Annotated in this window: 15 protein-coding genes and 1 other annotated feature; of the genes, 14 read left to right on the top strand and 1 reads right to left on the bottom strand. The window is 28.3% G+C overall.

Going from position 1 to position 14,351, the window contains the following annotated elements; genetic code table 11:
* Positions 1–97: 97 nt before the first annotated feature.
* The 12 genes from KHQ81_07765 to ileS all read left to right on the top strand — a co-directional run bounded on the left by KHQ81_07765 (position 98) and on the right by ileS (position 10,880).
* Positions 98–1,147, top strand: a complete 1,050-nt coding sequence (locus KHQ81_07765; protein QVK16812.1) for an IS1595 family transposase — start codon at positions 98–100, stop codon at positions 1,145–1,147.
* Between the two features lie 141 nt (positions 1,148–1,288).
* Positions 1,289–1,975, top strand: a complete 687-nt coding sequence (locus tag KHQ81_07760; protein QVK16811.1) for a PrsW family intramembrane metalloprotease — start codon at positions 1,289–1,291, stop codon at positions 1,973–1,975.
* Positions 1,976–2,056: 81 nt separating this feature from the next.
* Positions 2,057–2,869 carry a sigma-E processing peptidase SpoIIGA gene (locus KHQ81_07755; GenBank protein QVK16810.1) on the top strand — a complete coding sequence of 271 codons (813 nt, stop codon included), beginning with the start codon at positions 2,057–2,059 and terminating at the stop codon, positions 2,867–2,869.
* Between the two features lie 15 nt (positions 2,870–2,884).
* Positions 2,885–3,583 carry an RNA polymerase sporulation sigma factor SigE gene (gene sigE / locus KHQ81_07750; protein ID QVK16809.1) on the top strand — a complete coding sequence of 233 codons (699 nt, stop codon included), beginning with the start codon at positions 2,885–2,887 and terminating at the stop codon, positions 3,581–3,583.
* Positions 3,584–3,660: 77 nt separating this feature from the next.
* Positions 3,661–4,437, top strand: a complete 777-nt coding sequence (gene sigG, locus KHQ81_07745) for an RNA polymerase sporulation sigma factor SigG (protein QVK16808.1) — start codon at positions 3,661–3,663, stop codon at positions 4,435–4,437.
* Between the two features lie 112 nt (positions 4,438–4,549).
* Positions 4,550–4,795 carry a YlmC/YmxH family sporulation protein gene (locus tag KHQ81_07740; protein ID QVK16807.1) on the top strand — a complete coding sequence of 82 codons (246 nt, stop codon included), beginning with the start codon at positions 4,550–4,552 and terminating at the stop codon, positions 4,793–4,795.
* A gap of 75 nt (positions 4,796–4,870) precedes the next feature.
* Complete coding sequence (locus KHQ81_07735; protein QVK16806.1) at positions 4,871–5,539, top strand: YggS family pyridoxal phosphate-dependent enzyme; 669 nt, start codon at positions 4,871–4,873, stop codon at positions 5,537–5,539.
* A gap of 14 nt (positions 5,540–5,553) precedes the next feature.
* The gene (gene sepF / locus KHQ81_07730) at positions 5,554–5,913 is read left to right on the top strand and encodes a cell division protein SepF (GenBank protein QVK16805.1); all 360 of its coding nucleotides are present in this window, start codon (positions 5,554–5,556) and stop codon (positions 5,911–5,913) included.
* Between the two features lie 21 nt (positions 5,914–5,934).
* Positions 5,935–6,186 carry a YggT family protein gene (locus tag KHQ81_07725; protein QVK16804.1) on the top strand — a complete coding sequence of 84 codons (252 nt, stop codon included), beginning with the start codon at positions 5,935–5,937 and terminating at the stop codon, positions 6,184–6,186.
* Between the two features lie 8 nt (positions 6,187–6,194).
* Positions 6,195–6,950, top strand: a complete 756-nt coding sequence (locus KHQ81_07720) for a hypothetical protein (GenBank protein QVK16803.1) — start codon at positions 6,195–6,197, stop codon at positions 6,948–6,950.
* Positions 6,951–6,970: 20 nt separating this feature from the next.
* Positions 6,971–7,837 (top strand): hypothetical protein, encoded by an 867-nt coding sequence (locus KHQ81_07715; protein QVK16802.1) that lies wholly within the window; start codon positions 6,971–6,973, stop codon positions 7,835–7,837.
* Between the two features lie 63 nt (positions 7,838–7,900).
* Positions 7,901–8,107 (top strand) — a binding site (T-box leader).
* A 40-nt stretch (positions 8,108–8,147) separates the two neighbouring features.
* On the top strand, positions 8,148–10,880 hold the full coding sequence (gene ileS, locus KHQ81_07710) for an isoleucine--tRNA ligase (protein QVK16801.1): 2,733 nt from the start codon (positions 8,148–8,150) through the stop codon (positions 10,878–10,880).
* Positions 10,881–11,044: 164 nt separating this feature from the next.
* On the opposite strand, the gene KHQ81_07705 is transcribed toward ileS, so the two are convergent.
* The gene (locus KHQ81_07705; GenBank protein ID QVK16800.1) at positions 11,045–12,511 is read right to left on the bottom strand and encodes an IS1182 family transposase; all 1,467 of its coding nucleotides are present in this window, start codon (positions 12,509–12,511) and stop codon (positions 11,045–11,047) included.
* 259 nt (positions 12,512–12,770) lie between these two features.
* Between KHQ81_07705 and KHQ81_07700 the strand changes: the two genes are divergently transcribed.
* Entirely contained in the window at positions 12,771–13,511 is a 741-nt protein-coding gene (locus KHQ81_07700) for a 1-acyl-sn-glycerol-3-phosphate acyltransferase (GenBank protein ID QVK16799.1), read from the top strand.
* Between the two features lie 141 nt (positions 13,512–13,652).
* Positions 13,653–14,351 (top strand): ABC transporter ATP-binding protein, encoded by a 699-nt coding sequence (locus KHQ81_07695; protein QVK16798.1) that lies wholly within the window; start codon positions 13,653–13,655, stop codon positions 14,349–14,351.

Genomic DNA, 14,351 nt, shown 5'->3' with positions numbered 1-14,351 from the left:
AACGCTAAATTCAATTTAAGTGTTGATATTTTTTTATTGTTACATCTATGATGTAATAAGTCACTTTATAATGAAATTATAAAGTGAGGTAATTAGAATGATAAATAAAATAGATTTAATTAATGAATTAAATAAACTATCTATAAAGAATTATGAAGATGTTTTTAGTTTCATTATGTCTTTCAATAACCCTATAGAATCTAAAAGCGATATTTGTTTGAATTGTCCACATTGTGGTTCAGTTGAGTTTGTTAAAAATGGAAAAACAAACAAAGGAATTCAAAGATACATTTGTCGCGAGTGTAATAAATCATTTTGTGATACATCTAACACTCTTCTTTATAGAAGTAGATGTACTGAAGATATATGGTTAAAATTTATTGATTGTGAAATATCAGGATTATCTTTAAAAGAAACTGCTTATTATAATAATTTAAGTGTCACAACTTGTTTTTATATGCGACATAAGCTTTATAAAGCAATCAGAAACTTAAAGATGAAAGAAACTTTATCTAGTAAAGTTGAATTAGATTGTATTTATACAAAGATAAATCTTAAAGGAACCAAACCATCAAATATGCCTAGACATAGTAAAAAGAGAGGTAATACATCTGCATATTCAGGTATATCTCATCACAAAGTATGTATTGTCGCTGCAATCGATGAAAATGATAATATGTTGCTTGAGATAGCTGGAGTTGGATCGGAATCAATGGAAAAATACACTAAATATACCGATAAATTTATGGATACAACTTTAATTATTTCTGACAGTAAACCATGTATTCAACAATTTGCGAATAATTTAGGTGTTAAGAATGATAAAGTTCCTGTGATAGCTAATAAAAAACGTTATACTACTAATCTAGGTAATAGTTTAGGTGATATTAATCAATTGGCTACCGGGATTACTAAGATTATAAAAAATAGTCATGGTGTATCTATAAGACATTTACAAGATTACTTATCATTTTACCTATATAAAAAACAATTACATTATAGAACTAATCGAAAAGATCATGCAAATATAATGTATAACTTATTAAAATACAATCATCATTTATCTAATAAGGATACGTTAAATTTTGATTATCCAATATCTTTAAAAGATGCTTATTATGAATATCGATATGGGATTTTTGCATAATCATCAACACTTAAATTGAAAAGAACGAAATTAAATTAAGATTATGATTATTTATTCCATATTTATTAGTTTTCATCAATAAAGTTATTTATATTTTTGGTTAATCTACAAACAATAAAAATGAATTGAAGGAGGATTTTCATGAAACAGTTTATTGATCTATTTATGCTTGCAATCACTCCAGGAATCGCATTATCTATTTTTATTTATTACTTAGATAAACATGATAAAGAACCTAAGACATTATTATTAAAACTTTTTTTTTATGGAATGCTTATTTCAATACCAGTTATTTTATTTGAGAAAGTATTGATGTCTTTTAATGTTTTTACGAAAGTATTATCAGAATTATATAAAGCATTAATTGTTGCTGGATTTACAGAGGAGTTTTTTAAACGGTTTGTAGTTTTGTCATTAGCTTATAAAAATAAAAATTTTAATGAAAAATTTGATGGGATTGTCTATGCGGTAATTACCGCATTAGGTTTTGCGACGCTTGAGAACATCTTATACGTTGTATTCGGTTATCAAAGCTATCGAGTTGGTTTTTCACGTGCTGTAATATCTGTTCCTGGACATATGTTATTTGCGATTACGATGGGTTATTATTTATCGCTCGCTAAATTCTGTACAGTAAAACGTAAGTGTCAATATTACTTTGTATTATCCCTTGTAGTTCCGATTATCTTTCATGGTCTATTCGATTTTATTATTTACGTTCAGGCTTATGTTATCTTACCTATTTTTATTATATTTTTAATATTTCTTTATTTTTTCAATATTAAAAAGTTACATACCTTTTATTGCGAAAAAAAAGAAGTTGAATAAAAAATGTATTTCTGACAATTTTTTTCTAAATTCCCACTAGTAACTTGTTAGAATTAATAATAGAGTTCGGGGGCGATAGTTGTGACCATCTATATTGACTTAATTATTTTATCTAACTTTTTACTTGATTATAGTTTGATTACTTATACTGGAATCATTGCGAATGAAAAAATAAAATTCATACGAATTTTTTTAGCTACTTTGTTTGCCTTATCAAGTTTAAGTTTATTTTTTATTCAAATTCAGTTAATCTTTATTATACTTCGTTTACTATATAGTTTTATCATTATATTAATCGCTTTTTCGTTTGTTTCATTAAGAAAATATATAAAGAATATATTATTATTTTATTTTGTGAATTATGTCATGGCAGGTATAATTACTTCCTATGACTTTCGATTTACTAGTAATGCGATTAATATTGATTTAAAACAGCCTACAACATGGTATTTATTAATTATTTCATTTCTAATTGCGAATATTTTGACATATATATATAAAGTAATAGAAGAGAATCATGCTTTTTATAAGTTTAATATTTTAGATATTCGCTTTCGTTTTTTAAATAAAGACTATGAAGTAAAAGGATTAATTGATACAGGTAATAAGACGGTAAGTCATGGTGATAATATACCTGTTATATTTATTGATAAGAATATAATTAATACAGACATTGATGAAATCTATTTACTGAAAAACAAAGTGAAATTTACATATATTTTAATGAATACTGTTAAAGACAGTTATATTACATTAGCGTTTAAACCTGAAAATTTTGGAGTAGTAATTGACGATCAATATTTTGAAAAAGAGGTTTACCTAGCAATTGGACAAAATATCAAAAATAAGGATCAATCTTTTCAGGCAATATTAAATTCTAAAATATTAACATAGAATGGGGGTGAGTGTGTGCTAAAAAAGATTTTTAAATGGATAGAAAAAATATTTAAAGATTATTTTTTATTCTTTGTCAACAGTAGTGAAGTATTACCAGAACCTTTATCACCAGAAGCAGAATTAAAATATGTTCTAGCATTTAATGATGGTGATATGAGAGCTAGAGATAAGTTAATTGAGCATAATTTGAGATTAGTTGTTTATATCGCTAAAAAATTTGAAAACTCTGGAATTTATATTGAGGATTTAATTAGCATTGGGTCGATTGGACTAATTAAAAGTGTTATGACGTATAATAAAGATAAAAATATTAAGTTAGCAACCTATGCTTCAAGATGTATTGAAAATGAAATACTTATGTTTTTACGTAAAAATGGTAGAATGCGCACAGAAGTCTCATTTGATGAACCACTTAATATTGATTGGGATGGAAATGAATTATTATTATCAGACATATTAGGTACAGATAATAATATTATCATGAAAGATTTAGAAAGTGATGAAGAGAAAAAGATTTTATATCAAGCAGTAAACAAATTAAATAAACGTGAGAGGGAAATTATCGTCTTACGATTTGGATTATTTGGACAAGAAGAGTTAACTCAAAAAGAGGTTGCTGAATTAATGGGGATTTCACAGTCATACATTTCTCGATTAGAAAAGAAAATAATCGACAAAATGAAACAACAAATCAAAAAAGGTATCAATTAAAGTTCTTAATTCTTAAAAATTTATGCATACAACGCTCAAAAAAAAGCCAAACTTTATCTGAGAAGGAGGCTTTAAATATGAGCAAGTATAAGGTGGACATAAACGGCTTGGATACTAGTAAGATTAATGTCTTAAAGAATAGTGAAATGGTGGAATTGTTTAAGAAATACCAAGCTGGAAATAAAGCCGCACGAGATAAACTAATCTTTGGTAATTTAAGATTAGTTTTGAGTGTTTTGAAACGATTTAATCAACGTGGAGAAAACATGGATGATTTATTTCAAGTAGGTTGTTTAGGTTTAATTAAAGCGATTGATAATTTTGATTTAAAACACGAAGTAAAATTTTCTACTTATGCCGTTCCGATGATTATCGGAGAGATTAGAAGATATTTACGTGATAATAGTTCAATAAGAGTTTCTAGATCATTAAAGGATATAGCTTATAAAGTTTTACAAGTGAGAGAACGTTATACATTAGAAAATCATAAAGAGCCTACCGAAGAAGAAGTGGCTAAGATTCTTGGGATTGACCCAATTGATGTAATTATATCTCTTGAAGCTATACAAGATCCGATATCAATTTACACACCTATCTATAGTGATGGTGGTGATACGATTCATTTAATTGATCAGATTCAAGATGATTCTGATGATTATGAAACATGGAGTAAAAACTTAATGATAGAAACTGGTATAAAAATGTTAGAAAATCGAGAAAAGAGAATTATTTATGAACGATACTTTATGGGGAAGACACAAATGGAAATCGCTGAAGAGATTGGTATTTCTCAAGCACAAGTATCACGATTAGAAAAGAATGCTTTAAAGCAGATGCATGATTACTTACATTAGTTCAGTAAACAAATAAATTATTTCGAGCATTAGGTGTTTTATATAAAACATCTTATGCTCGTTTTTTTATTTACAATTTCTGCATATAATAGTTTTAAAGGGAGGTTATAATATGTTATTTTCTGAGATGGAAATAAAAGAAGTGATTAATGTAGTTGATGGTGTTATTATTGGATTTATTACCGATTTAGAAATAGAACCCAATAGTGGGCAAATATTCGCCATTTTTATTCAAGAGAGATTAGGATTAGGGAATTTTTTTGCGAAACGCGAATGTATTCGTATTCCTTGGGATCAAATCGTTAAAATCGGTGAAAATGTTATTATTGTGAATTATCCAGTTAAAAATTTACGATAATTATTAGTAAAATTTGTATAATATGATATAATATAATATAATATAGATGAATTATTTTAGTAGGATGGGATACTTGTGAACATAAAAGAAAATGTTAAAATGGTTAAAGAGGAGATAGCAACAATAAAAAACAAATATCTACTTAGTTATGATGTTAAAATATGTGCAGCGACGAAATATGTAGGTGTTGATGAAATTGATTCTTTACTTGAAGAAGGGGTAAGCGATTTTGGTGAAAACCGAGTAAATGCCTTTTTAGAGAAAGAACAATTATTACATAATAAATCCATTATTTGGCATTTTATAGGTAGTTTACAAACAAATAAAGTAAAAAAGGTAATTAATAAAATAGATTATCTACACTCATTAGATCGTGAAAGTTTAGCGAAAGAAATTAATAAATACCGTGATGATGTTTTGAACTGTTTTATTGAAGTCAATTGTTCAGAAGAAGATAGTAAACATGGATTAAATGTAAATGAAGTAAAATCATTTGTTCAATTAATCGAAAAATATGATAAAATAAGAGTAATTGGTTTAATGACAATGGCAGAAAATACACAGGATGAAACCATCATTCGAGAAACATTTAAGAAATTAAAAACATTACAATCAGAAATTCAAGATTTAAATTTGATATATGCACCATGTAATCAGTTATCGATGGGAATGAGTAATGACTTTCATATCGCAATTGAAGAAGGTGCAACATTTGTTAGAATAGGGTCTAGGTTATTTAAGTAAACGGAGGAATTATAATGGCTGTGTTCAAAAAAATGTTTAAAAAATTTTTAGGATTTGAAGAAGAATCCGTTGATGAGAATTTATATGAAGAATTTGCCGAAGAAGAAAATGTTTTTCAAGAAGAAACATATATTAAACCGAATATAGAAATGAAACAAAAGCAAGAAATTACTCTTTATCCAAAAACCTTTGGTGATGCTTGTGAAGTCGTTGAACAAATTGAATTAGGTAATATTATTACCATTAATATGAATGATGTTGATATTGATACCTGTAAACGTATTACAGATTTTGTCTTAGGGGCTATCTATGTATTAGAAGGAGATGTCGAAAAAATATCTAAAAAAGTTTTTCGATTTTGGACGAACAAATAAAATACTAGGAGATGTTTAATTGTGTATATATATATTGAGGCATTCGGATATTTAATTCGAATTTATACTTATATTATTTTAGCTTATGTTTTGGTGGGTTATTTTCCTGAAGCTAGAGGTTCTAAAATTTATCAAATTCTTGCTAGATTATGTGAACCTTTACTGAATGTATTTCGTTTTGCGACTGTTTCAGGCATTAGTTTTGCACCGATATTAGCGGTTGTATTTTTAGAAGTATTATATCAATTAATGAGAGTTATTTATGGAATGTGAGATTTTGAATGTTAAATTTATTAGCTGAAGAAAAAGAGTTTTACGCTCAAATCATTGAACAGATTGAAAAAGTTGAAAAAAATGGTAGAATTATTTTAACGAAATTTTTATCTTTAAGAGAACAAGAAATTATTACTGATACTACTAAGTTTCATCGAATAAAGGTTTTATTTGAAGGGGGATATGAAAACGCAGAAAGAAAACGTTGTTTTCTATATCCAGATACCGTTACCTTTAAATCTAATTTTAATATTACTTGTTTTAAAATAGAATATAATAAACGTTATTTAAAAATAAATCATCAAAATGTATTAGGGACCTTAATGAGCCTACAAATTGATCGTGCTTTATTTGGAGATATTGTTTTTAGTGAAGAGGAATGTTATTTTTTTATATCATCTGATATAGAGCCAGTTATTTTATTAGAATTTAATACGATAAATAAAGTTCCTATCACCCTAGAAAGACATGTTAATAAGTTAGATATAACCCAAAAGTTTTTGACCAAAGAGATCATTATTTCATCAATGCGTATTGATAATTTAATCAGCCACGTTTATAATTTATCTAGAGATAATGCAAAACAGATGGTATTATCAAGTTATGTTTATAAAAATTATCGAATTACATCTAACCCAGCGGTAAAATGTGAAATTAATGATGTCGTATCTGTAAGAAAACATGGACGATTTACCATTTCTAAGATGTTAAGAAAAACGAAATCGGATAAATTTGTGCTTGAAATAAAAATACCTACTTCATAGAACATATCGGAGGGATCATTATGGATTTTAAAGCTTTACGTGAACAAATATTAGCGAATATCGAAAGTTATAATACCGAAGAAATGAAAATAGTTGTGATTAAACTCTTGGATTTTTTAGTAGATATTAATGAAAAAAGATCTAATTTAGAAGCAGAAAATAAAACTTTATTTGCGGAAATGGATCATTTGAAGAAAAACCCACTGAGTGAATCACCAGAAGACTACAAGTTAAAAATTGATGAGATAATCGCTAAAGCTAATGAAGAAGCCCAAAAAATCACAGATAATGCACGGGAAGAAGCCGAGAATATTATTTTAGAAGCAAATAAAAATTCCCAATTAATTATTGATAAAGCAGATGATAGTCAAAATAAAATTATTCAATCTTTTATTGAGAAAATGCAACAAGTGATTGAAGAGATTAAATTAAAAGATGATGAAGCAAAACTATATCGAAAACATATTTTATCGATCTTCAGAAAAACGTTATTCCGTTTTTCTGACACTAATTATTATATTATCCGCTCTGATAATGAGGAATTTCGTGATTTACTTCAATTCTTTGAAGTGGATGAAAAATTACAAAAATTATGTGATGAAAATATTGAAAAACTGTCAAATGATCCTAAATACCAAGAGATAGTTCAAATGGTTAAAGAAAATCCTAGTGAAGAAGATATAGTTGGTATTAATAATATATTAAAAGATGAACATATTACGATTGATAATAAAACAATTGAATTAAAAGAAGTTGAACCAACTGACATTGAAGATATTATCATAGAAGAACAAATCGATGAAATAGTAGAAGATGAAGAAGAAAAATTACCACAGGGTAAATCGAAATTTTTAGATATTATCAATCAATATAAAAACAATAAATAAACCATTATTGACACAAACTATGTTTATGATATAATAGATTAATGTAATAAAAAATAAGTGTGAAAAATAGTGATGACTGGGACATATTTTTTAGAAACTTATTAAAGCGAGTAAGGGATGGTGAAAGCCTTATATAAGCCTAAAAAAGAAAATCACCCACGAGCTGCATACTGAACATGATAAGTAAGTATGACGTTTACCGCGTTAAGGTGATAAGGTATATTCATATATACAAAATAAGGTGGTACCACGGTTATAATCGTCCTTTACGAGGGCGATTTTTTATTTTTAATTAAAAGGAGGAAATTTTATGAATAAAGATTATAAAAATACTTTATTGATGCCTAAAACAACATTTGAAATGAGAGGAAATTTACCGAGAAAAGAACCTCAAATTCAGAAAAAATGGGAAGAAATGAATTTATATAAACAGATTATGAAGAAAAATGAAAATAAACCTTACTATTTACTTCATGATGGTCCACCTTATGCTAATGGTAATATTCATATTGGTCATGCTTTAAATAAAATATTAAAAGATTTCGTGATTCGATATAAAAATATGAATGGGTTTAAATCACCTTATATCCCAGGCTGGGATACACATGGACTACCAATTGAAACAGCCCTTGCTAAAAAAGGGGTAGACAGAAAAAAATTAGCGCCTACTGAGTATCGACAAAAATGTCATGAATATGCTGAAAAACAAGTTGCCAATCAAAAAGAACAATTTAAACGCTTAGGTGTTATTGGTGATTGGGAAAATCCATATATTACTTATCAAAAAGAATATGAAGCGATGCAACTACAAGTGTTTGCGAAAATGGTGTCTCGTGGACTAATTTATAAGGGTGTTCGACCAGTTTATTGGTCATGGTCTAGTGAATCAGCTCTAGCTGAAGCAGAGATTGAGTATCACGACAAAAAATCACCATCAATTTTTGTAGCGTTTGATGTAGTTGATAGTAAAGATGTCTTAGATGGAGATGAAAAGTTCGTTATTTGGACAACAACACCATGGACTATTCCTGGAAATCTAGCCATTTCAGTGCATCCAGAATTAGATTATTCAGTTGTTAAAACAGAAAAAGCAAAATATGTTGTTGCTAGTGAACTTGTTTCTAAATTAACAGAAGAACTTAATTGGCAAGAGGTAGAAGTTTTAAAAACTCTAAAAGGTGAAAAATTAGAATATATTACCTGTAAACATCCTTTATATGATAGAACCTCTTTAGTTGTACTAGGGGAACATGTTACTGCGGAAGCGACAGGATGCGTACATACAGCTCCTGGTCATGGGGAAGATGATTTTAATATTGGGAAAGTTTATAATCTTGAACCATTATGTATTGCTGATGAAAAAGGTAAATTAACAAAAGATACGATTTATTTTGAAGGATTACATGTTGATAAGGCTAATAAAGAAGTTACACAAATGTTAGAGGAAAAAGGAGCCTTATTAAAATTAACATTTATAACGCACTCGTACCCACATGATTGGCGTACCAAAAAACCTATTATTTTCCGAGTAACCCCACAATGGTTTGCATCAATTGAAGCGTTAAAAGATAGGATGTTAAAAGAGATTAATGAAGTTAATTGGTATCCTAAATGGGGTGATACTCGTTTAGGTAATATGATTAAAGACCGTAAAGATTGGTGTATTTCTCGTCAACGTCTTTGGGGAATCCCAATTCCAGTGTTTTATGCTGAAAATGGTGAAGAAATCTTAAATGAAGAAGTCATCTTACATATCTCTAAATTATTTAAAGAACATGGATCTAATGTTTGGTTTGATTGGGAAGCAAAAGACCTATTACCAAAAGGTTTTACCCATAAAGGAAGTCCAAATAATAAATTCCGTAAAGAAACAGATATCATGGATGTTTGGTTTGATTCAGGAAGCAGCCATCATTCAGTTTTAATAGAAAGAGGATTGCCTTATCCTGCTGACCTTTATTTAGAAGGTTCAGACCAATACCGTGGTTGGTTTAATTCATCTTTATCAACTGGCGTTGCAATGACTAATAAAGCACCTTATAAAAACGTTGTGACACATGGTTTTGTGTTAGATGGAGAAGGTCGTAAAATGAGTAAGTCTTTAGGAAATGTAATTGATCCATTGAAAGTTATCAATCAATCAGGTACGGATATTTTACGTTTGTGGGTTTCATCAGTTGATTACCAATCTGATGTACGTATTTCTAATAATTTAATGAAACAAGTGAGTGAATCATATCGTAAGATTAGAAATACATTCCGTTTCTTATTAGGAAATATCTCTGATTTTAATGTTAGTGAAGATTCAATTAACTATCAAGATATGAAAGAAATTGATCGTTTCGTATTAGTTAAGTTAGATGAATTAACTAGTGAAGTGAAGGCTGCTTATGATACATTTGCTTTTGATGATGTTTATCGTTTAGTGAATAATTATATTACACAATTCTTATCATCTTTCTATCTAGATTTTACAAAAGATGTTTTATACATTGAAAAAGCAAATTCAGCGGATAGAAGAGCGATTCAAACAGTATTATATGAAAATTGTAGTCGTTTAGCTCGTTTATTAGCACCGATTATTCCACATACAGCTGATGAAGTATATGAACAGTTACATCAAGAAGAATTCGTTCATTTAGCTGATATGCCAGAGGTATCAAATTATGCAGATAGCGAAACAATAAAAGTTAAATATGAACATTTCTTAGCTTTACGTGATGATGTTTTAAAAGCATTAGAAGAGGCAAGAAATCAAAAGATTATTGGAAAATCATTTAATGCGAAGTTAACCTTATATCCAAATCAAGAAGTAAAAACTTTCTTAGATAGTTTAGATGCAAACCTCCAACAAATCTTTATTGTATCTCAATTTGAAATGAGTGAATATGATAAAGCACCTGAAAATGCCTTAAAGTTTGAACAGATGGCAGTACTTGTTGAAAATGCAGAAGGACATACTTGTGCAAGATGTTGGCAAGTGGTTAGTCATATCAATGAAAATGAATTATGCGAACGTTGCCAATCTGTTATAAGTGAATAATTAATTTAGAAAGAGGGATGATTTCATTAAAATTGATGGAATTTTCGAGGGTGCTGAAAATCTAGTCTATTTTCAGATAACTAATATTAAATAAAAAAAGTTAGAAATGATTTAACTTCATTTTCTAACTTTTTTATTGTTTCTATTAAAGAATGAGATATATTCTATCCCATTAGTGTTACAATTCTTTTCAAGTTTACTGCGAATATTGTCATTGCTGATTGTATCTGCATACCTAAAAGGCCATGGGATTGACATCTTTTATATCCATGACTATTTTTCAATTCAGAATTTTTAGCTTCTATCTTATACCTTTCTTTTGCTAATTCTTTGAATTCTTTACTTTCTTGAAATTTTTCATGTTCTGCATGAACATTATCCTTCTTTAATGTAACTGTATAAGATCTACTATCTTGTCCTTCTTTATATCCACATTCTTCTTTAAATGGACACGTTTTACATTTTTCTACATCAAAATAATGCGTTTCTCGCAATGGAGTTCCTTCTATCTCATGTTTCTTTTTACCATGTAGTGCAACTCTAACTCCCATATGACCTGCTTTACATACATATCTTTTCGCATCTTTATTATATTCAAAATCCTCACATTTTCTTTTATTTCCTTTAGATACTGTTTTACTCAATTTTGAAACTAATTTAAATTCATTTTTTTTCGCATATTCTATTAGTTCTTTTTCTGAATACGCTCCATCCCCTATAAAAGCATCAACTTCAATTCCATTTTCTTTTGATTTCACATATAATTCTCTTGCTTGCTTTCCATCGTGTTTATCTCCACTTGTCACAACTGCCGCTGTGATAATTCGTTCTGGCACCATCGCGATATGTGTTTTATATCCAAAGAATGATGTATCAGCTGATTTATGTCCTACTTTTGCATCCTTTTCTACCATTGAATTTATTTCTTCAATATTATCATTTACTATTTCTTCTAATAAGTTTGTTTTTAATCTAATATTTTCTCTGATTAGTAAATTTTCATCATTTCTAATTAATTCAACTAATTCATTACAGTATTTTATATGATCGTCTATATTCTTTGATATTGGCTTTTCAGGCATCTTATCTTTATAACTTTCATCAGTCTTATATACTACTTTTCGTAAATTTTTTGATTTCTCTTCTAAGATTTCAAGTGGTGATTTATAATTAAACATACTATTTGTATGTGTTGAGTCTACTATTATTTGTTTTGATTTTATTAATCCTAAGTTTAGTGCTAGCTCTACTGTTTTTGAAATTAGTTTATCTAATAATTCTCCATCTTTTAATCGTAACTTTCTAAACTTTGTTAAACTTGTTGGATGGATAATATCTGTTTCTTCTGGAGCTATTTCTAAAAAATACTTATATGCCATATTTAATTGTGCTTGCTCAACTAAATCTCGGTCAGACATTGGATACATTACTTTTAATAATAATAATTTAAACATAAAAATAGGACATTTCGCTGTCGCTCCATTATCCTTTGTATATTTATCTTTTAATTCTTCATAAACAAATTCAAAATCCACTAATTCTTTAAATTTTCTTAATATATGATTCTTTGGAACCACAATATCATACAACTTACTGTATGGACTTAAGACAAGTTCTTTATTAGGTAGCATACTATCACCAATTTCAAATTATTTTCTACCTTCATTATATCATTTTTCACTTTCTTTTCGTTGTATTTATATGAAAAAAGGAAGAATAATTAATATACTCTTCCCAATTCATAATTTGATGAGACTTTTTCAGCAGCCTCGAATTTTCACCTCTTTTTTTTAAACAGTTCTATAATTTTTTTCATAATAATGGATGAATTTTTTTGTGTATTTTGTTATAATAATAATATTGAATATTCGGGTTTAGGGAGGCATTAAAATGTTTCGAATATTATGGGTCTATTTAAATGCATTTTTTTATGTTTTATTTCATTTAATTCCTATTAGAAAACGATATAAAAATCCAGAAAAATATAGTATTGAAGAGAGATTTAAATATATCGGAAGATTATGTAATATAATTGTAAAAAGAGCAGGTTCTAAGGTTATTGTAGAAGGAAGAGAGAATGTTCCTGATGGAGCTGTTTTATATACCTCAAATCATCCTAGTATGATTGATCCTTATTTTGTTAGTTATGCAGTAGTAAAACAATTAGGTGCTGTTATTGCTGGTGATTTATGGTTTGAAAAGATTCCTGTTTTAGCACCATGGTTTAAATCTTTTGGATGTATCTTTGTTGATAGAAAAAATCCTCGTGAAGGTATCAAAGCAATTAATCGAGGAATTGACAATATGAAAAAAGGTCATTCTTTCATTTTGTTTCCTGAAGGAGAAATAACTAAAATGGTAACTGATGAGCCAGTTGCTAAGTTTCAAACCGGTGGTTTAAGATTAGCTACGAAGGCAAAAGTTCCTATCGTTCCGGTCGTAGTCATCGGAACTGATAAGATATATACAGCTCATGAAGTCATTGGTAAATTGAAAAAAGGTACGATTGTGATTAAGATATTAAAACCCTATGTAAAACATATCTCAGAAGGTGTCGGTGTAAAAGAAATAGCGGAAGATCTTCAACAAATGACAAAGGAAACAATCGAATCCACAATTATTCCTGAATAGATCTAATGCATATCAATAGTATTGATATGCATTTATTTTATCTATACGTAATAAATCTATATCATAACATATAATTTGACTAATTTTATGTTTAATCATATAATTAAAAATAGTCAAGTTCAAGGACAAGGAGGATATAAGATGATTAAGGTTAAAAATGTTAAGAAAGTTTACCAAACAGGTGTTGTAGAAACCCATGCTTTACGTGATGTCAGTTTAGAAATCCAAGATGGTGAGTTTGTGGTAATATTAGGACCATCTGGAAGTGGAAAATCAACTTTATTAAATGTTATTAGTGGATTAGATAGTGTAACAAGTGGAGAAATTGAAGTTGACGGGGAAATGATTACAGATATGAAAGATAAAACATTAACTAATTTCCGAAGAAGAAAATTAGGGTTTATTTTTCAATCTTATAATTTATTATCTAATTTGAATGTTTATGAAAACATCGAAGTTGGAAGAAATTTAAGTGAAAATCCATTATCAATAGATGAATTGTTAGAAAAAATTGGGATGACAGACCAAATAGATAAATATCCTTATCAATTATCAGGGGGGCAACAACAACGGGTTTCAATCGCTAGAGCACTTGCAAAGAATCCATCGATATTATTTTGTGATGAACCAACGGGTGCACTAGATGAAGAAACTGGAAAACAAGTATTAGATGTTTTACAACAATTAAATAAAGATTTGAAAACAACAATAGTTATTGTAACCCATAATATCGCAATTAAAGAGATTGCTGATAAGGTAATTCATATGAAATCTGGCGAAATTTATGATTTAGAGATTAACGATAATAAGAAGAAAGCATTAGATATAAGTTGGAGTTAA

The organism is Mycoplasmatota bacterium, assembly GCA_018394295.1.
Taxonomy (GTDB): Bacteria; Bacillota_I; Bacilli_A; order Haloplasmatales; family Haloplasmataceae; genus JAENYC01.
This window is presented reverse-complemented; position numbering and strand designations above follow the sequence as displayed.

Bases quoted from the DNA above. Each gene is read 5' to 3' on its own strand.
- KHQ81_07700 (QVK16799.1), top strand. From the start codon at position 12,771: ATGTTTCGAATATTATGGGTCTATTTAAATGCATTTTTTTATGTTTTA.
- sepF (QVK16805.1), top strand. From the start codon at position 5,554: ATGGCTGTGTTCAAAAAAATGTTTAAAAAATTTTTAGGATTTGAAGAA.
- KHQ81_07740 (QVK16807.1), top strand. From the start codon at position 4,550: ATGTTATTTTCTGAGATGGAAATAAAAGAAGTGATTAATGTAGTTGAT.
- KHQ81_07765 (QVK16812.1), top strand. From the start codon at position 98: ATGATAAATAAAATAGATTTAATTAATGAATTAAATAAACTATCTATA.
- KHQ81_07695 (QVK16798.1), top strand. From the start codon at position 13,653: ATGATTAAGGTTAAAAATGTTAAGAAAGTTTACCAAACAGGTGTTGTA.
- KHQ81_07760 (QVK16811.1), top strand. From the start codon at position 1,289: ATGAAACAGTTTATTGATCTATTTATGCTTGCAATCACTCCAGGAATC.
- KHQ81_07720 (QVK16803.1), top strand. From the start codon at position 6,195: ATGTTAAATTTATTAGCTGAAGAAAAAGAGTTTTACGCTCAAATCATT.
- KHQ81_07705 (QVK16800.1), bottom strand. From the start codon at position 12,511: ATGCTACCTAATAAAGAACTTGTCTTAAGTCCATACAGTAAGTTGTAT.
- KHQ81_07715 (QVK16802.1), top strand. From the start codon at position 6,971: ATGGATTTTAAAGCTTTACGTGAACAAATATTAGCGAATATCGAAAGT.
- ileS (QVK16801.1), top strand. From the start codon at position 8,148: ATGAATAAAGATTATAAAAATACTTTATTGATGCCTAAAACAACATTT.
- sigG (QVK16808.1), top strand. From the start codon at position 3,661: ATGAGCAAGTATAAGGTGGACATAAACGGCTTGGATACTAGTAAGATT.